This is a genomic window from Pseudomonas sp. 1176_21 (assembly GCF_052850635.1).
Map to the genome: position 1 here is coordinate 621,477 of NZ_VXCV01000001.1, position 17,865 is coordinate 639,341.

15 protein-coding genes are annotated in these 17,865 nt (G+C 65.6%); 8 read left to right on the forward strand and 7 right to left on the reverse strand.

Going from position 1 to position 17,865, the window contains the following annotated elements:
- Window positions 1–184 precede the first annotated feature (184 nt).
- From FW760_RS03095 to FW760_RS03105, 3 genes are read left to right on the forward strand one after another with little or no spacing between them, the layout of a single operon-like run.
- Window positions 185–1,594 (forward strand): circularly permuted type 2 ATP-grasp protein, encoded by a 1,410-nt coding sequence (locus FW760_RS03095; protein ID WP_123753058.1) that lies wholly within the window; start codon window positions 185–187, stop codon window positions 1,592–1,594.
- A gap of 3 nt (window positions 1,595–1,597) precedes the next feature.
- On the forward strand, window positions 1,598–2,548 hold the full coding sequence (locus FW760_RS03100; RefSeq protein ID WP_043861214.1) for an alpha-E domain-containing protein: 951 nt from the start codon (window positions 1,598–1,600) through the stop codon (window positions 2,546–2,548).
- Window positions 2,545–3,336: a transglutaminase family protein gene (locus FW760_RS03105; RefSeq protein WP_054914468.1), complete on the forward strand. Its 792-nt coding sequence runs from the start codon at window positions 2,545–2,547 to the stop codon at window positions 3,334–3,336. The genes FW760_RS03100 and FW760_RS03105 overlap by 4 nt, the downstream gene beginning before the upstream one ends.
- A 111-nt stretch (window positions 3,337–3,447) precedes the next feature.
- On the opposite strand, the gene FW760_RS03110 is transcribed toward FW760_RS03105, so the two are convergent.
- Window positions 3,448–4,629 carry an acetyl-CoA C-acetyltransferase gene (locus tag FW760_RS03110; protein WP_043861216.1) on the reverse strand — a complete coding sequence of 394 codons (1,182 nt, stop codon included), beginning with the start codon at window positions 4,627–4,629 and terminating at the stop codon, window positions 3,448–3,450.
- A 125-nt stretch (window positions 4,630–4,754) separates the two neighbouring features.
- Between FW760_RS03110 and FW760_RS03115 the strand changes: the two genes are divergently transcribed.
- The gene (locus tag FW760_RS03115) at window positions 4,755–5,645 is read left to right on the forward strand and encodes a LysR family transcriptional regulator (protein WP_043861217.1); all 891 of its coding nucleotides are present in this window, start codon (window positions 4,755–4,757) and stop codon (window positions 5,643–5,645) included.
- Here FW760_RS03115 and FW760_RS03120 read toward each other — a convergent pair.
- The 6 genes from FW760_RS03120 to FW760_RS03145 form a co-directional block, all read right to left on the reverse strand.
- On the reverse strand, window positions 5,642–6,133 hold the full coding sequence (locus FW760_RS03120; RefSeq protein WP_043861218.1) for an Lrp/AsnC family transcriptional regulator: 492 nt from the start codon (window positions 6,131–6,133) through the stop codon (window positions 5,642–5,644). The genes FW760_RS03115 and FW760_RS03120 overlap by 4 nt on opposite strands.
- 122 nt (window positions 6,134–6,255) lie before the next feature.
- A complete protein-coding gene (gene gabT, locus FW760_RS03125; RefSeq protein WP_043861219.1) occupies window positions 6,256–7,548 on the reverse strand; it encodes a 4-aminobutyrate--2-oxoglutarate transaminase in 1,293 nt (430 codons plus the stop codon).
- A gap of 52 nt (window positions 7,549–7,600) precedes the next feature.
- A complete protein-coding gene (locus FW760_RS03130) occupies window positions 7,601–9,061 on the reverse strand; it encodes an NAD-dependent succinate-semialdehyde dehydrogenase (RefSeq protein ID WP_054914469.1) in 1,461 nt (486 codons plus the stop codon).
- A 244-nt stretch (window positions 9,062–9,305) separates the two neighbouring features.
- On the reverse strand, window positions 9,306–10,859 hold the full coding sequence (locus tag FW760_RS03135) for a PucR family transcriptional regulator (RefSeq protein ID WP_446443575.1): 1,554 nt from the start codon (window positions 10,857–10,859) through the stop codon (window positions 9,306–9,308).
- Window positions 10,860–10,988: 129 nt separating this feature from the next.
- The gene (locus FW760_RS03140) at window positions 10,989–12,032 is read right to left on the reverse strand and encodes a polyamine ABC transporter substrate-binding protein (RefSeq protein WP_043861222.1); all 1,044 of its coding nucleotides are present in this window, start codon (window positions 12,030–12,032) and stop codon (window positions 10,989–10,991) included.
- 215 nt (window positions 12,033–12,247) lie between these two features.
- Entirely contained in the window at window positions 12,248–13,639 is a 1,392-nt protein-coding gene (locus tag FW760_RS03145) for an aldehyde dehydrogenase family protein (protein WP_446443576.1), read from the reverse strand.
- 106 nt (window positions 13,640–13,745) lie between these two features.
- Between FW760_RS03145 and ptrR the strand changes: the two genes are divergently transcribed.
- From ptrR to FW760_RS03165, 4 genes are all read left to right on the forward strand, one after another.
- The gene (gene ptrR, locus FW760_RS03150; protein WP_043861265.1) at window positions 13,746–14,618 is read left to right on the forward strand and encodes a putrescine utilization regulator PtrR; all 873 of its coding nucleotides are present in this window, start codon (window positions 13,746–13,748) and stop codon (window positions 14,616–14,618) included.
- Window positions 14,619–14,736: 118 nt separating this feature from the next.
- Window positions 14,737–15,483 carry a hypothetical protein gene (locus FW760_RS03155; RefSeq protein WP_043861224.1) on the forward strand — a complete coding sequence of 249 codons (747 nt, stop codon included), beginning with the start codon at window positions 14,737–14,739 and terminating at the stop codon, window positions 15,481–15,483.
- Between the two features lie 87 nt (window positions 15,484–15,570).
- Window positions 15,571–15,786, forward strand: coding sequence for a PLD nuclease N-terminal domain-containing protein (locus FW760_RS03160; RefSeq protein WP_043861225.1), 216 nt, complete (start codon window positions 15,571–15,573; stop codon window positions 15,784–15,786).
- Between the two features lie 130 nt (window positions 15,787–15,916).
- Window positions 15,917–17,860 carry a LodA/GoxA family CTQ-dependent oxidase gene (locus FW760_RS03165; protein ID WP_274096292.1) on the forward strand — a complete coding sequence of 648 codons (1,944 nt, stop codon included), beginning with the start codon at window positions 15,917–15,919 and terminating at the stop codon, window positions 17,858–17,860.
- Window positions 17,861–17,865 lie beyond the last annotated feature (5 nt).

Consider the following 17,865-nt stretch of genomic DNA (forward strand, 5'->3'; position numbering starts at 1 on the left):
GTTGCGCGCACCGTTATGGGGCAAATGCATGCACCGCTCGGGTCGCCCGCCGCGCTCAAGGGGCGTGGCAGAGCGATTCCCGGGCGTTGGGCACAGCCCTTGCTAAAGTCTGTTGAAAGGCCCGGGTACTGGAAGACAGCAGCCAATTAGAAGAAGCCGTTACGAACACGGCGAGGAGTGGGGTATGTCCGGAGCTTTTTTTGACGAAATGTATGCCGCAGGGGGCCAGTGTCGCCCGCATTACCGCGAGTTTGCCCGCTGGCTGGCGGGCACGCCGCTGGAACTGCTGGCGCAACGCCGCCGCGAAGCCGACCTGCTGTTCCACCGCGCAGGCATCACCTTCACGCTCTACGGTGACGAGCAGGGCACCGAACGCCTGATCCCGTTCGACATCATTCCGCGCAGCATCAAGGCCAGCGAATGGCAGGTGATCGAGCGTGGCTGCATCCAGCGGGTGCAGGCACTGAACATGTTCCTGGCCGATATCTACCATGAACAGCGAATCCTCAAGGCCGGCATCATCCCGGCCGAGCAGGTGCTGGCCAACGAGGGCTACCAGGTGGCCATGCGCGGCCTGGGGCTGCACCGCGGCCTCTATGCGCATATCGCGGGGGTGGATCTGGTGCGCGATGGCGACGGCAGCTACTACGTGCTCGAGGACAACCTGCGCACCCCCAGCGGCGTGAGCTACATGCTCGAAGACCGCAAGATGATGATGCGCCTGTTCCCCGAGCTGTTCGCCGCCCAGCGCATCGCGCCCATCGACCATTACCCCAACCTGCTGCTCGACACGCTCAGGAGCGCCAGCCCGCTGGACAACCCCACGGTGGTGGTGCTGACCCCGGGGCGCTTCAACAGTGCGTACTTCGAGCATGCGTTCCTGGCCCGCGAAATGGGGGTGGAACTGGTGGAAGGCGCCGACCTGTTCGTGCGTGACGACCGCGTGTTCATGCGCACCACCTGCGGCCCCCAGCCGGTGGACGTGATCTACCGCCGGCTGGATGACGCCTTCCTCGACCCGTTGACCTTCAACCCCGAGTCGATGCTCGGGGTGCCCGGCCTGATTGCCGCCTACCGCCTGGGCAACGTGGTGCTGGCCAATGCGGTCGGCACCGGGGTGGCGGACGACAAGTCGATCTACCCCTACGTGGGCGAGATGATCCGCTTCTACCTGGACGAAGCGCCGATCCTGAAGAACGTGCCCACCTGGCAGTGCCGCAAGCCGGCCGAGCTGTCCCATGTGCTGGCCAACCTGGAGCACCTGGTGGTCAAGGAAACCCAGGGCTCCGGGGGCTACGGCATGCTGGTGGGGCCGGCGTCGACGGCAGCGCAGATCGAAGCGTTCCGCCTGCGCCTCAAGGCCCGCCCGCAGGACTACATCGCCCAGCCCACCTTGTGCCTGTCCACCTGCCCGACCTTTGTCGAAAGCGGCATTGCCCCGCGCCATATCGACCTGCGCCCGTTCGTGCTGTCTGGCAGCCAGACCCGCCTGGTGCCCGGCGGCCTCACGCGGGTGGCGCTGCGCGAAGGCTCGCTGGTGGTCAACTCGTCGCAGGGCGGCGGTACCAAGGACACCTGGGTGGTGGAGGACTGAACCATGCTTTCAAGAACCGCTGCAGACCTCTACTGGATGTCGCGTTACCTGGAGCGCGCGGAAAACCTCGCGCGCATGCTCGAAGTGAGCTATTCGCTGTCGCTGATGCCCCAGGCCGGGCGCAGCGACGGCCACGCGGAGCTGGCCATGTCGCTGCTGGCGGCCGGCACGCTGGAGGACTACAAGGCCCGCCACGGCGCGCTCGACACCGAGCACATGCTGCACTTCTTTGCCCTGGACGAGGCCAACCCCGGCAGCATCTACTGCTGTTTGCGTGCGGCGCGCAGCAATGCCCACGCCGTGCGCGGGCGCATCACCGCCGACATGTGGGAGAACATCAACGCCACCTGGCTGGAGATGCGCGCCATTGCCGGCAACGGCCTGGGCCGCTACGGCATCAGCCAGTTCTGCGAATGGGTGCGGGAGCGTTCGCACCTGTTTCGCGGGGCCACCTCGGGCACCATCATGCGCAACGAGGCCTATGGCTTCATTCGCCTGGGCACCTTCATAGAGCGCGCCGACAACACCTTGCGTCTGCTGGATGCGCGCTACGAGATGTTTGGCGAGGAGTCGGAGGAGGTCAGCGACAAGTCGGCCCGTGGCTACTACCAGTGGAGCGCCTTGCTGCGCGCCCTGTCGTCGTTCGAGGCTTTCAACGAGATCTACCGCAACGCACCGAACGCCGAGCAGGTTTCGGAAATGCTGCTGTTGCGCGCCGAGGTGCCGCGCTCGCTGCATGCCTGCATCCAGGAGCTGGACCTTGAACTGTCCAACCTGCCCGGCATCAACGGCCGCCCGGCGCAGCGCCTGGCCGCCGGCCTCAACGCTCGCCTGCGCTACACCGGCATCGACGAGATTCTCGATGCAGGCCTGCACGCCTGGCTGATCGAGTTCATCGATCAGGTCCGCGACCTGGGCCAGGCCATTCACGACGCCTACCTGGAGGTGGTATGAAACTGTCCATTCGCCACGACACCACCTACAGCTATGCCAACGAGGTGTGCACCAGCATCCAGTTCCTGCGCCTCACGCCCCAGGACAGCGAGCGCCAGCGGGTCATCGACTGGCAGGTGGACATGCCGCGCAAGGTGCGCAGCCAGCTCGACCCCTATGGCAACGTGCTGCATGTACTGACCCTGGACGAGCCCCACGGCGAGATCGTGCTGTGCGCCCACGGCCAGGTGGAGATCGACCCCACCCGCGAGGTGGAGCCGGACCTGCAGTCGCCGCTGCCGTTTCTGCGCAGCAGCCCGCTGACCGCCGCCGACGAGGCGCTGCTGGCGTTTGCCGCGCAGCATTGCGGCGAGCGGCGCGACAGGGCGGCGCTGATCGAGCTGATGAATGCGCTGGCCGAGCACATGCCCTACAGCCCCGGCGCGACCGAGGTGGGCACTACCGCGGCCGAGTCGTTCGCCAGGCAGGCGGGGGTTTGCCAGGACCATACCCATGCGTTTCTGGCCTGTGTGCGCAGCCTGGGTATCCCGGCGCGCTACGTGTCGGGCTACCTGTGCACCGAGGACGCCACGCACCTGGCCAGCCATGCCTGGGCCGAAGCCTGGCTGGGGGAGGGCTGGTACAGTTTCGATATCACCAATCGGCTGGCCAGGCCCGAGCGCCACCTGAAGCTGGCGGTGGGGCTGGATTACCTGGATGCGTGCCCGGTGCGCGGAATGCGCCGGGGCGGGGGGATGGAGCACATGCTGGCCAAGGTGCAGGTGGAACTGATGGTGCAGGTGCAGTAGCCAGGCGATGCAAGGTGTCGACGCCATCGCGGGTCAAGCCCGCTCCCACAGGGGCCACGGCAATCCTGTGGGAGCGGGCTTGACCCGCGACGAGGCGCTGCAGATCGAGGGTCAGGCGCGCTCGATGGCCAACGCCACACCCTGCCCACCACCGATGCACAGGGTTGCCAGGCCCTTCTTCGCATCACGCTTGATCATCTCGTGCAGCAACGACACCAGCACCCGGCAACCCGAGGCACCGATCGGGTGGCCCAGGGCAATCGCGCCGCCGTTGACGTTGACCTTGCTCGCGTCCCAGCCCAGCTCCTGGCCCACCGACAACGCCTGGGCCGCGAAGGCTTCGTTGGCTTCGATCAGGTCCAGCTGATCCAGCGACCAGTCGGCCTTCTGCAGGCAGCGACGGGTCGCGCTGACCGGGCCGATACCCATGATCGCCGGGTCCACGCCCGCATTGGCATAGGCCGCAATGCGCGCCAGTACCGGCAGGCCCAGGGCCTTGGCCTTGGCCGCGCTCATCAGCAGCACCGCCGCTGCGCCGTCGTTGAGGCTCGAGGCGTTGCCCGCCGTCACGCTGCCGTCCTTCTTGAACGCCGGCTTGAGCTTGGCCAGCGACTCGGCGGTGGTGCCGGCGCGGGGCTGTTCGTCGGTGGCGAACACCAGCGGCTCACCCTTGCGCTGCGGGATCTGGATCGGGGTGATCTCGTCGGCAAATCGGCCGGCTTCGATGGCCGCGCAGGCCTTTTGCTGCGAGGCGGCGGCAAAGGCGTCCTGGGCCTCACGGGTGATGGCGTACTTGTCCACCAGGTTCTCGGCGGTGATGCCCATGTGGTAGTCGTTGAAGGCATCCCACAGGCCGTCGCTGATCATGCTGTCGATCATGCTGGCATGGCCCATGCGCAGGCCGGTGCGCGCGGCAGGCAGTACGTAGGGGGCCAGGCTCATGTTCTCCATGCCGCCGGCGATGATCACCTCGGCGTCGCCACAGCGGATCGCCTGGGCGCCCAGGTGCAGGGCCTTGAGGCCCGAGCCGCAGACCTTGTTCAGGGTCAGGGCCGGTACCGCATGGGGCAGGCCGGCCTTGATCGCGGCCTGGCGCGCCGGGTTCTGGCCGCTGCCGGCGGTGAGCACCTGGCCCAGAATCACCTCATCCACTTCGCTGCCGGCCAGCCCGGTCTGCTCCAGCAGGCGGCGGATCACCGCTGCGCCCAGCTCCGGGGCCGGGATGGCGGCCAGCGAACCCTGGAAACTGCCGATGGCGGTACGAGTGGCCGCGACAATGACGACGTCTTGCATGGAATATTCTCCTTGTTAGTGGTCCAGTGGCGTGAGTGTTGCGCCATTACATATATTTGTTAAGTTGATTTTTGAGATGGATTGATCGATAAACCTCAACAATTCCCCCTTTTGCCGGAGTCAGCATGACCGTCAAGCAACTGCGTGCCTTCTGGGCAGTGGCCCAGAGCCTGAGTTTCGCGGTGGCCTGCGAGCGTCTGCACCTGTCGCAGTCGGCACTGAGCCTGACCATCAAGTCGCTGGAGGAGGGCCTGGGCGGGCGGCTGTTCACGCGCACCACGCGCAACGTCACGCTGACCCCGGAAGGCGAATCGCTGCTGCCCCTGGCGCGCCGCCTGCTTGCCGACTGGGACAACGCCGAGGACGAGATCCGCCAGCGCTTCACCCTGCAGCGCGGGCGCGTGACCATTGCGGCGATGCCGTCGTTCGCCGGCAACCTGCTGCCGCCCATCCTGAAGAACTTTCGCACCCGCTACCCGAACATCGGGGTCACGGTGAACGACGTGATCAACGAACAGGTGCTGGAGATGGTGCGTGACCGCCAGGTGGAGCTGGGGGTGGCGTTCGAACCGTTCGAAGGCTCGTCGCTGGTGTTCTCGCCCCTGTACGTCGACCGGTTCACTGCCGTGGTGCCGCTGGATTCGCCCCTGGCCGCGCTGGATGAAATCGACTGGCAGACCTTGCTGCAGCAGCCGTTCATCACCTTGCAACGGCCCTCGAACGTGCGCGTGATGCTCGAAGAGCACCTCAAGGCGCGCGGCATGAAGCTGGCGGTGGAGTTCGAGAGCCATCAACTGGTGACAGTGGGTCGCATGGTGGCCAGCGGGCTTGGGGTCAGCGCGGTGCCGGCCCTGTGCGCCGGCCAGATGCACGAGCTGGGCGCGCGCTGCATCACCCTGCGCGACCCGGTGGAACGTGCCATCGGGGTGCTGAGCAAGCCGGGCCACGAACTGTCGGCTGCGGCCCAGGCGTTGTTCGACAGCCTGCATGAACAGCAGGCCGAGGCCAGGCGCTAGACGGCGGCGAGCAGGCTGCGCAGGGGCACCTTGTTTTTCATCACCGGCGACTTGATCACGATGTAGCTGAAGTACTTCTCGATGCCGATGTTCTGGTCGAGGATGGTTTCCATCAGCTCCTGGTAATGCTGGATGCTGCTAGTCAGAAAGCGCACCAGGTAGTCATAGCCACCGCTGATCAGGTGGCATTCGAGCACCTCGTCGATGTTGCGGATGCTCGATTCGAATTTCTGAAAGTCGGAGCGTTTGTGGTCGCTCAGTGTGACTTCGGTGAAGATGGTCACCGAGTTGGCGAACTTGGCCAGGTTCAGGTGGGCTTCGTAGCCGCTGATATAGCCTGCCGCCTCGAGTCGCTTGACCCGTTGCAGGCACGGGCTGGGCGACAGCCCCACGGCTTCGGCCAGGCTGACGTTGGTCATGCGGCCGTCTTTCTGCAACTGGACCAGGATGTTGATATCGATCCGATCGAGCTTGGTTGCCGCTTCCATTCCTGACTCCTGAAATGCGGGATGACAAAAAAACACACTTTCACCCACGGGGCCTTCGCTGGCAAGGCCGCTCCCGGTGGGAGCCGGCATTGCCAGCGAAGGTGGCGCCGCAGAGGGGCGGATTACGCCGTAGCGCGGGTCAACGCCTGGTCGAGCATGCGCAGCGCTTCGGAAATCTGCGCCTCGGTGGTCACCAGCGGTGCCAGGAAGCGCACCACGTTGCGGTACACGCCGCACTTGATCACCAGCAGGCCGGCTTCACGGGCCTGGTCGATGATGGCCTGGGCCAGGTTCGCGTCCGGGGTCTGCGCGGCGTCGTCGGCCACGATCTCGATGGCCTGCATGAAGCCCAGGCCACGCACGTCGCCAATGCACGGGTAGCGGTTCTGCAGGGCCAGCAGGCCTTCACGCAGTTGCACCGCACGCTGCTCGCCCTGGGCCAGCAGGTCTTCTTCCTCGAACAGGTCCATCACCGCCAGTGCAGCCGCGCAGGCCACGGCGTTGCCGCCGTAGGTGCCGCCCAGGCCGCCCGGGGTCGGCGCGTCCATGATCTCGGCACGCCCCACCACACCCGACAGCGGCATGCCGCCGGCCAGGCTCTTGGCCACGGTCACCAGGTCAGGCTGGATGCCCGAGTGCTGGAAGCCGAACGGCTTGCCGGTACGCCCGAAGCCTGCCTGGATCTCGTCCAGGATCAGCACGATGCCGTGGCGCGTGCAGCGTTCGCGCAGGGCACGCAGGAAGGCATCGGGGGCACGCAGGAAGCCGCCATCGCCTTGCACCGGCTCGATCAGGATGGCCGCCACGCGGTCGGGGGCCACGTCGGTGGCGAACAGGTGGTCGAGTTCGGCCAGGGCGTCGTCACTGCTCACGCCGCGGTATTCATTGGGGTAGGTGGCGTGGTAGATCTCGGCCGGGAACGGGCCGAAGTTCTGCTTGTACGGCTGGCTCATGCCGGTCAGGGTGACGCCCAGCAGGGTGCGCCCGTGGAAGCCGCCGCGGAACGAGATCACCGCCGGGCGGTTGGTGTAGCCACGGGCGATCTTGATGGCGTTCTCCACCGCTTCGGCGCCGGAGGTGAACAGCACGCTCTTGTAGGCTTCGCCGCCACCGACCATGGCGTTCAGGCGCGCTGCCACGTCGATGTACGACGCATAGGCCACCACCTGGAAGCTGGCATGGGAGATCTCGCCCACCTGGCGGCGTACGGCCTCGACCACGCGCGGGTGGTTGTGGCCGACGTTGAGCACGCCGATGCCGCCGACGAAGTCCAGGTAGCGCTTGCCGTCCACGTCCCACAGCTCCGAACCCTGGGCGTGGCTGACCACGATCGGGTGGGCGGTGGCGATGCCGCGGGGTACGTGCTGCTCGCGCAGGGCCAGCAGGCGTTGATTTTCAGTCAGTGCAGAATTCATGGTGCAGCTCCATTAACTAACGATGGTGTCAGGGGTTCGGGAACGCAGGTATTCAGTCGAGGCCGCCCATGTGCCAGGCCTTGATTTCGAGGAACTCGTCCAGGCCGTACTTGGAGCCTTCACGGCCGGTACCGGACTGTTTCATGCCGCCGAACGGGGCCACTTCCATGGAGATGATCCCGGTGTTCAGGCCGACCATGCCGAACTCCAGGCGCTCGCCCACACGCCAGGCGCGGCGCATGTCCTGGGTGAAGTAGTAGGCGCCCAGGCCGAACGGGGTGGCGTTGGCGATGGCCAGGGCCTCGGCTTCGTCCTTGAAACGGAACAGCGGGGCAACCGGGCCGAAGGTCTCTTCGGTGGCCAGCAGCATGTCGGTGGTGGCGTCCAGCAGCACGGTCGGCTGCACGAACAGGCCGGTGTCGTCGGGCATGCCGCCAATCGAGATGCTGGCGCCTTTTTCCACCGCATCGCCGATGTGGCTGGCGACTTTTGCGACGGCGGCGGCGTTGATCAGCGGGCCGATGGTCACGTTCTCGCCCAGGCCATCACCCACCTTCAGCTCGGCCACGGCAGCCCGCAGGCGCTCGGCGAAGCGGTCGTAGATGCCGTCCTGCACCAGAATGCGGTTGGCGCACACGCAGGTCTGCCCGGCGTTGCGGAACTTGCTCAGCATCACCCCGGCAATCGCCAGGTCGAGGTCGGCGTCGTCGAACACGATGAACGGCGCGTTGCCACCCAGCTCCAGGCTCAGGCGCTTGAGGGTGTCGGCGCACTGGCTCATCAGCAGCTTGCCGATGCGCGTGGAGCCGGTGAACGACAACTTGCGCACGGCCTGGTTGGCGGTCACTTCGCTGCCGATGCCGGCAGGCAGGCCGGTGAGCACGTTGAACACCCCGGCCGGGATGCCAGCACGATCTGCCAGTACCGCCAGGGCCAGGGCCGACAGCGGGGTCATCTCGGACGGCTTGACCAGCACGGTGCAGCCGGCGGCCAGGGCCGGCGCGCATTTGCGCGTGATCATCGCGTTGGGGAAGTTCCACGGGGTGATGGCCGCCACCACGCCGATCGGCTGCTTGAGCACCAGGATGCGGCGGTCGTTGGTGGGCGCGGGGATGGTGTCGCCGTAGATGCGACGGGCCTCTTCGGCAAACCATTTGACGAAGCTGGCGCCGTAGCCGATTTCGCCGCGCGACTCGCTCAGGGGCTTGCCTTGTTCGGCGGTCATGATCAGCGCCAGGTCTTCCTGGTTTTCCAGGATCAGGCTGTACCAGGCTTCCAGGTGACGTGCGCGGGTGGCGGCGGGGACTTCGCGCCAGCTTTCGAAACGGGCCTGGGCGGCCTCGATGGCGCGTCGCGTCTCGGCGGCGCCGAGGGCCGGGACCCGGGCGATTTCGCTGCCGTCGGCGGGGTTGATCACGGCAATCGTTTCGCCGTTGTCGGCATCGATCCAGCTGCCATTGACGTAAGCGCGTTCGACAAGCAGCGAGGGGTCACGCAGTGTGCTTTTCAACATGGAGAGGGTGCCTTCTACGGGTCCGGTGAATGGCACGATTGTAAGAACAGGCACGCAGTGACCGATGCCGAGATGACCGCTTGGGCCAGGCATAAATGCCGTATTGAGGGGGTTGGCAGCACACTATGCTGCGGGGGTGGTCTAGGTGCCTCCAGCGCCGGTCAAGCCCGCTCCCGCAAGGCCATGACGGCCTGCTGGAGCGGGCCTGGCCCGCCACCGGGCGGTACAGGCAGCAGATTGTTTGTCAGGCGTCGTTCTGCAGGCGGTACATCTCGGTCGCGACCTGCAGCTGAAAGCGCGCCTGCGGGTTCTCCATCGACAGCTGCAGCAGCTCTTCGATGCGCTCCACGCGGTAGCGTAATGTGCTGATGTGGATGTCCAGGCAGCGGGCGCTGCTGGCCAGCTGAAAGCCTTCGCTGGCCAGGGTGCAAAGGGTTTCCATGAGCATGGCGCCGTTCTTGTGCCGGGTCAGCGGGGTCACCAGGCGCTCCAGCAGCATGCGCCGTGCATCGTCGTCGCCCATCAGCGCCCGCGGAAACAGCACTTCGTCAAACCCATGCAGCTTGCCCGGGCGCAGCAGCGGCAGCAGGGTGGCCACATCTCCGGCGCCCTGGGCCATGCCAGCCACGCCCCGGTGCACGCGGCTGGCGGCCATGGCGCCGCCGTCCAGTCGAATATGCTTCCAGATCGACTCGGGCACCACATCGGCCGGCACGATCAGGCTGATCTGGTTCAACGACACCGACAGCAGGGGCGCTATTCCCAACCCCTGCATGATCTCGGTGATGCGCTCGGCCTGCTCCTTGCGCCGCTGGAAGCCCTCGCGGCTGAGGGGAATCGGCTCGTCCAGCAACACCAGGCACACGCGGTAGTCGCGGGTATGACACCAGCCGGACACCAGCGCACGCTCGATGGCGCGCGGCGTTTCGGGGAACTTGCCTTCCAGCAGCCCTGCCACCAGGGCATGGCCCAGGCGGTTTTCCTGGTCCAGCAATTCGCGTTGATGGGACAGCTGCAGGGCGGCGATCAGCGCAGCATGTTCCACTGCGCGGCAGTGCAGCTCCTCGAAGCTGTCCCGCTGGCCCTTGAGCCACACCACCCCGACCCGCTCGCCCTGCAGGCGGATGGGGCAGCCCAGGCGAAACGCGCCGGCATCGGCGTCCAGCTCCAGCACCTGCGGCTCGACCCCCTGCAGCAGGTTGGCCTGCTCGTTCAGGTGGCGCATCACGGCAAGTTCCACGGCGTCATTGGCCGGCTCGCTGTCCCCCAGCACACTGCCGGAGCTGGCCACGATCAGCGCCGGCAGTTCCAGGGCGCTGGTGAGGGCGCTGGCCAGGCTCTGCAGGTTGTCGGCCTCGATGGCGGCGCGGGTGAGCATGCGGTGGATAAGGTCGGAGCGACGGATGATGCGGGTCTGGAAGTTGATGATCTGTTCGAGAACCTGCTGGGTGATGTCGCTGAAGGCGACTTCCCAAGGCAGTTCCAGCAAGGGAAAACAGCAGCGGTCGGCTTCTTCGATGGCCGCCTGGGGGAAGTGTTCGTGAAAGTGCGGGACTGCCATCACGACCCCGGCCAGGCCCAGCTCGGCCAGCCGGCGAACCATGTCGCGGCATTTTTGCGGGTCTTGCGGCCAGTTGTAGCCGGTGGTCAGCAGCAGGTCGCCCTTTTTCAGCCAGTTGAAGATGTCGGGGTGATCGACGATATGCACCCACGCCAGGTCGCGGTCCAGGCATTGCCTGCCCGCGACCACGGTGGCCTGGCTGAGGGAGGTCTGTTCCAGGGCTGTGGCGAGTTTCATGTGCAATCCACGATCCAGACACGATAGAGGATCGCAGTCTAGCGGACTGGACATGGCTGCGGGGAGGGCCCTGGACAGGAGAATAGAACCTGTGCGCTGATCATCCATGAGGCGCACAGGGAGGGGAAATCAGGACTTGCTAGCCCAGGCGTTGAACTTCTGTTCAAGCGTTTCTGCGTTCTCGAGCCAGAACTCGACGTTTACCCGCAGTGCATTCTTCTGGTTCTCTGCCGCGGTGGGCAGGTCATCAGCCAGCGACTTGTCGAGCATTTCGGCGGCCTTGGTGTTGGACGGACCGTAGGCCATCTGCTCGGTGTAGAGCTTCTGCTGCTCAGGCTGCATGGCGAACTTGATGAAGTCGTAGGCCTTGTCCAGGTTCTTGGTGCCGCGCGGGATGGCCCACTCGTCGAACTGGTACAGGTTCTGGTTCCAGACGATCTTCAGGTTGCTGCCGCTCTGCTGTGCAGCGTGGATGCGGCCGTTGTACGAGGACGCCATCACCACATCGCCAGCCACCAGGTACTGCGGCGGCTGTGCACCGGCTTCCCACCACTGGATGTACGGCTTGATCTCGTCCAGTTTCTTGAAGGCGCGGTCCACACCTTCTTTGGTGCTGAGCAGCTTGTAGACTTCGGCAGGCGGCACGCCGTCGGCCATCAGGGCGAATTCCAGCGAGCCACGGGCAGACTTGCGCAGGCTGCGCTTGCCCGGGAATTTCTTCACGTCCCAGAAGTCGGCCCAGCCGGTAGGGGCGACCTTCAGTTTGTCGGCGTTGTAGGCCAGCACGTTGGACCACACGAAGATACCGACGCCACAGCCGTCGTCACTCTTGGTGCCTTCGATCCAGTCGCCCGGCGTGCCGAGGCGTTCGTAGTCGAGTTTTTCGAACAGACCTTCTTCACAGCCACGGGCCCGGTCGGTGTCTTCGGTATCGAGCACGTCCCAGGTCACGGTCTTGGTGTCGTTCATGGCGATGAGCTTGGAGATTTCACCGTTCCACTCGCCAGCGATCACCTGGGTCTTGGTCTTTTCTTCGTAGGGCTTGTAGAACGCGGTGACCTGCGCGGCCTTGCTCGCGCCACCATAGGAGATCACCGTGAGCTTGTCGGCAAAGGCACTGTTGGCCAGCATCAGGCCACCGAGCACGGTGAGGGTGAAGAGTTTTTTCGACATTCGAACGCTCCAATCAAGACTGTTATTTCGAGTTATGTTTGGCAGTTGCAAGCGGGCGCAAAATAGATGAAAGGTGCTGATTTTTATAGTGGCAAGGTGCCTGCTGTGTTTGAGAGTGAGTTGAGGCTAATGGATAAGCGCTGCCATGGGTATCTATTAAACGCAGGATAAGCCTATTTTTTTATCCTGCGCTTTATAGGAAGGTGCTTCGTACTTTAGTGGCGATCGAACCATACGGTCTGCGCGTTGCAGAACTCGCGAACGCCGAAGTGCGAGAGTTCGCGGCCAAAGCCGCTCTTCTTCACCCCACCGAAGGTCACGCGCGGATCACTGGCGCTGTAGCCGTTGATGAACACGCCGCCGCACTCCAGTTCGTCGGCCAGTTGTCGGGCCAGTGCCGCATCCCGGGTGTACACGGTCGAGGTCAGGCCGAATTCGCTGTCGTTGGCCAGCTGCAGGGCGTGGCGCGCATCCCGGGCAGTGATGATCGAGGCCACCGGGCCGAACAGCTCCTGGCGGAACGAGGTCATCTGGTCGGTGACGTCGGCCAGTACCGTGGGCGCGTAGTAGTTGCCCGGGCCTTCGACCTTGTGCCCGCCCAGCAGCAGCGTGGCGCCTTCGGCCAGGGTGGCCTGGACCTGCTGGTCGAGCTCGTCGCGCAGGTCATGACGCGCCATCGGCCCCAGGTAGGTGTCGGCCAGCAACGGGTCGCCCATCACCAGCGCGCGGGTTTTCTCGACGAACTTGCGGGTGAATGCCTCGACCACGCCGGCTTCGACGATCAGCCGCTTGGCTGCCGCGCACACCTGGCCGGTGTTCTGGTAGCGGCCGATCACGGCAGCCTGCACGGCGGCATCCAGGTCGGCATCGTTCAACACGATGAACGGGTCGGAGCCGCCCAGTTCCAGTACGCATTTTTTCAGCGCGGCACCGGCCTGGGCACCGATGGCGGCACCGGCACGCACACTGCCGGTAAGGGTCACGGCGACGATGCGCGGGTCGACGATGGCCCTGGATACGCCCTCAGGCGTCACGTTGAGCACCTCGAACACGCCTTCGGGGAATTCGGCCTGCTGGAACGCATCGCGCAGCAGGTAGGCCGAGCCCATCACATTGGGCGCGTGCTTGAGCACGTAGGTGTTGCCGGCGATCAGCGCGGGTACCGCACCGCGCAGCACTTGCCACAGCGGGAAGTTCCACGGCATCACCGCGAGGATCGGGCCCAGTGGGCGGTATTCGATGTGGGCCTTGGCGTCGGGTACCTGGGTCGGCTCGGGGGCCAGCATGGCCGGCCCGTTCTCGGCGTACCACTCGCACAGCTGGGCGCACTTTTCCACTTCGCCGCGGGCCTGGGCTGCAGGCTTGCCCATTTCCAGGGTAATCATTCGCGCCATGACCTGGGCGTTGTCGCGCAGCACGCCGGCCAGTTTCACCAGCAGGGCCGAGCGGGTGGCCAGCGGGGTACGCCGCCAGCCGGCAAACCCGGCAGCGGCGCGGCCCAGGGCGGCGTCCATCTGTGCGGCGGTTTCATAGGCGTAGTGGCCGATGCGTTCACCGGTGGCCGGGTTGATCGAGAGTGCATGGGTGTGGCTGGTTATGTCGGTCATGGCGGGCGTTCCTGTCAGAAGGGAAACAGGGGCCCAGCGTAATGCCGTGCTAATCTTTCGAAAACTGAATAATAAAAACGGTTTCTTTCACGTTTGGAGAATGTTTTTGGACCTGGTACAGCTTGAGATCTTCACCGCCGTGGCCGAGCACGGCAGCATCAGCGCAGCCGCCCAGCACATCCACCGCGTGCCGTCGAACCTGACCACGCGGATCAAGCAGCTGGAAGCCGACCTGGGGGTGGAGCTGTTCATTCGTGAAAAGCTGCGCCTGCGCCTCTCGCCGGCCGGCTGGACCTTCCTGGAGTACGCCAAGCGCATCCTGGCCTTGGTGCAGGAGGCCCGCCTGACCGTGGCGGGGGAGGAACCCCAGGGGGCGTTCTCGCTGGGCTCGCTGGAAAGTACCGCAGCGGTGCGCATCCCCGCGTTGCTGGCGGCCTACAACCAGCAGTACGCCAAGGTCGAGCTGGACCTCTCCACCGGGCCGTCGGGCACCATGATCGAGGGCGTGCTGTCGGGACGCCTGGCGGCGGCCTTCGTCGACGGCCCGGTGCTGCACCCCTCGCTGGAGGGCGTGCCGGTGTTCGAGGAGGAGATGGTCATCATCGCGCCGCTCAACCATGCGCCGATCCACCGTGGCCAGGACGTCAACGGGCAGAGCATCTATGCGTTCCGGGCCAACTGTTCGTACCGCCATCATTTCGAGCGCTGGTTCACCCAGGATGCCGCCGTGCCGGGCAAGATCTTCGAACTGGAGAGCTACCACGGCATGCTCGCCTGCGTGAGCGCAGGGGCGGGGCTGGCGCTGATGCCACGCAGCATGCTCGAGAGCATGCCGGGGTGCGCCACGGTCAGCGTGTGGCCGATGTCGCAACGTTTTCGCTACCTGCGCACCTGGCTGGTATGGCGCAGCGGCACGGTATCGCGCAGCCTGGCGATGTTCGTGAAACTGCTGGAGGAGCGGGGCGCGGTGCTCCAATAGTGCGGCGTGGCGCCACTGCGGTCTGGCGGTTATCGCACTTTTTGCGTTTTTTCGGCTCTATTCATCGCCAGGCCGCGTCGATCCCCAACGCGGCCCGTGAATTCAGACCCCGGTGCCGATGGTTTATCCGCTTTGCGTTCCACCCCAGCGCGTGCTGCGCCGGCTGTTGCTGGCGGGCACGCTGATGGCCTGCGCCGCTGGCTGTACCCAGCAGCAGGGGCGCGATATCGCCACCCAGCTGGGCAACGGCCGGCCCCAGGAACTGTTCCAGACCAGCGTCGATCGCATGGCCACGCTGTCGATGCAGGACAACCTGCAGAGCCTGTACCTGTTGATGAGCAAGCTGTACCTGCGCAACCCCAACCAGTGGCGCGAATCGGGCTTTCTCGATGCTGCCAGTGCCGAGCGGCAGATCCGCCAGGCCATCGAGCAGCGCCAGGCCTTGCCGCAGCTGGGCGAGCGCCGCGACCTGGCGGCACTGAGCTATGCCCTGAGCCCGGAGTTCAGGGGCGATCGCGTTGGCGCGTTCATCTACGCCATCGGCAGCATGCTGGTGACCGCCCATGGCGGGCGTACCGAATTCTTCATCACCGACACCATCGACCCGCAGTTCGTCAGCAACGCAGCGCGCAACATCGAGAAGGCCACCTGGCTGCTGAGCCAGCGCCAGGATGCCAATGGCGTGCTGTTGCTGTTCTCCAACGAAATCTCCGAGGCGGGCAGCAACCTGAGCTTTGCCGTGGAGTTCGGCAAGATCGTCGCGCGCCTGGACCTGCTGACCCAGATGCTCGACGAGCGCTACCGGCGCATCGGCCTGAACTATGCGCAGAGCCTGTTGCTGATGAACTTTCTGCCGGTGCAGTGAGGTGTCTGCCTGGCGCCTTTGGGCGCAGATTCACTGAACCATCGCGGCGTCGCCTGACCTAACGCAATACCATTCGGGAGATGACGCATGCAAAACAACGGTTATATCTGGATCACATTGGCGGTAATCCTGGCCCTGGTGGAACTGTGGGCCATCAAGAGCATCATCGGCAGCAAGAGCAAGGCCGACCGCAAGATGTTGTGGATCGTGCTGGTGGTGTTCGTGCCGCTGGTCGGCCTGATCGTGTGGGGCGTGGCGGGGCCCAAGGCGATCAACAACAACGCGGCCTCTCGCAACGGCTGACTCAACGGCGCAAATTGAGCTTCGGATTGCTGGCTGACATGGCCATTTGACACCCCTCCATTCGCCATCTAGCGTTGAGCGCGAAATTGCGCATTCGCGCAGACCCCACTGGCAAGGAGGCTAGACGGCCATGATCAGCCCGGCATCGATCAAATCCATTCGTGTGCACCCAGGGCTCGGCGTTGCCCGTGTCGGCAACGCCGATGGCGATGAGGAGTACGTGCTCGCCGCGCAGGTGCCAGGGGCACTGGCCAGCAGCGCCGACGGGCAATTTCGCGATGCCAGGGGCCAGGTGCGGCGCCAGGCTGTGCGCTTTCGCCTCTATGCCGAACTGCACGACGGCACCGTACAGGAGCTGAGCCTGGACGACGGCGTGCAGATCGAATGGACCGTGGAAGTCGCCAACCTCAAGGCCGGCTGGTACGCCTTCGAAAATGCCATGGACCTGCCCGGCCAGTACGCCATCGCCGAAAAACGACGCAACCCGCACGTGACCGGCGCGCAGCGCCAGGCCCTGGACATCCGCCCCGGCCCCAGGACCATCAGCGGCCGCCGCCAGCAAGGCAAGCCCTTTCATTTCGACACCGGCACCTTCCACGGCAAACCCGTGTACCTGGGCGAACTGCGCACCGACGAGGCCGGGCGCCTGATCGCCCTCGGCGGGCACGGCCACAGCGCACCGCGGGTGGACAAGACCCCACCGACAACCTTCGCCAACAACGACGACTGGCACGACGACGTGTCGGACGGCCCGGTGTACGCACGGGTGACGTTCAACAACGGCCAGCGCCTGGATGCCGAGCCCGGCTACCTGGTGGTGACGCCCCCCAACTACGCGCCAGGGCTGTTTGGCGTGGTCACCATGGAAGAGGTGGTGCGCGACCTGTTCGTGCGCCAGGGTCAGCTGCCGGCCGAACCGGGCTGTTCGTTCACCCGCGATATCTGGCCGATCTTCGAGCGCATGACCCACATGCAGTGGACCAACCAGGGCCTGTTCATGCTCAGCGGCCACGGTTCGCCACTCGATACCCAGAACCCCGACGTGGTGGCCCGGCTGGCCGACCCCGGTGAGGCCAGTGCGGACTTTCGGCGCAAGGTCTTCGCGCTGTTTCGCGACCCCGCCAGCACCGCCGAGTTCGCCCCGGCGCTGTTGCCCCTGTACGGCGACTATTACGGCGACTATGACCTCGACCCCCAGCCGCCATCCGCGGTCGGGCTCGCGGTCACCCCGCTGATGTACCAGGCCTTGAGCCAGTGGGCGCAAGGCGAATTCGTCGCCGACTGGCAGGGCGCGCCGGTACCGGAAGACTTCGATACGCTCGAACCGCGCGCCCAGGCCCAGGCGCTGGACCGCGCCGGCCTGCATGAATGCCTGGGCGGCCCGTTCCACCCGGGCATCGAACTGACCTGGTTCATGCGCGTGCCCAGCGTGTGGCGCAGCCCTTATCGCCTGGCGGTACTGCCCCAGGGGCAGGCGGTGCGCCAGGATTTCGGTGACGAACTCACGCCACAGGTGTGCCTGGCACCCCAGGGCCCGCTGGACGGCGTGGGCCCGGGTTCGCTGACCCGCGCGCTGGGCGTGCCGTGGCAGACCGACGAGGCCTCGTGCCTGTCGGATGCCGAGTACGAGCCCAGTACCTACCTGTCGTTCCCCAGCTACTGGGGGGCCCGCGTGCCCAACCAGGTACTGAGCAGCGAGGCGTGGGAGCGTGTGGGCGCAAGACGTACCACGCCAGCGCAGCAGCTCAAGCACTTTTCCTACCGCGAGGACTGGCTGCGCGACCTGAAGGGCAGCTACTTCACGCGCATCAACCTGATGGTGAGCCACTGGTGGGAGTTGGGCATTCTGCTGGCCCACGACGCCACCCCCGAGGCGACCGCACTGGGGTTGCCGGCGCGGGCCTGGATCGAAAGCGGGCGGCCCGAGCGGGTCACCGGCTCCAATGCCAAGCTCGACCTGCTGGCGGTGATCGAGGCCCTGGATTCGCCGCCACCGTTGCTGGGCGAGACCGAACTGGAGCCGCCCAGGCAGAAGGTACCGCCACGTCGTCGGCTGCGCAGGGACGAGATTTGAACCCC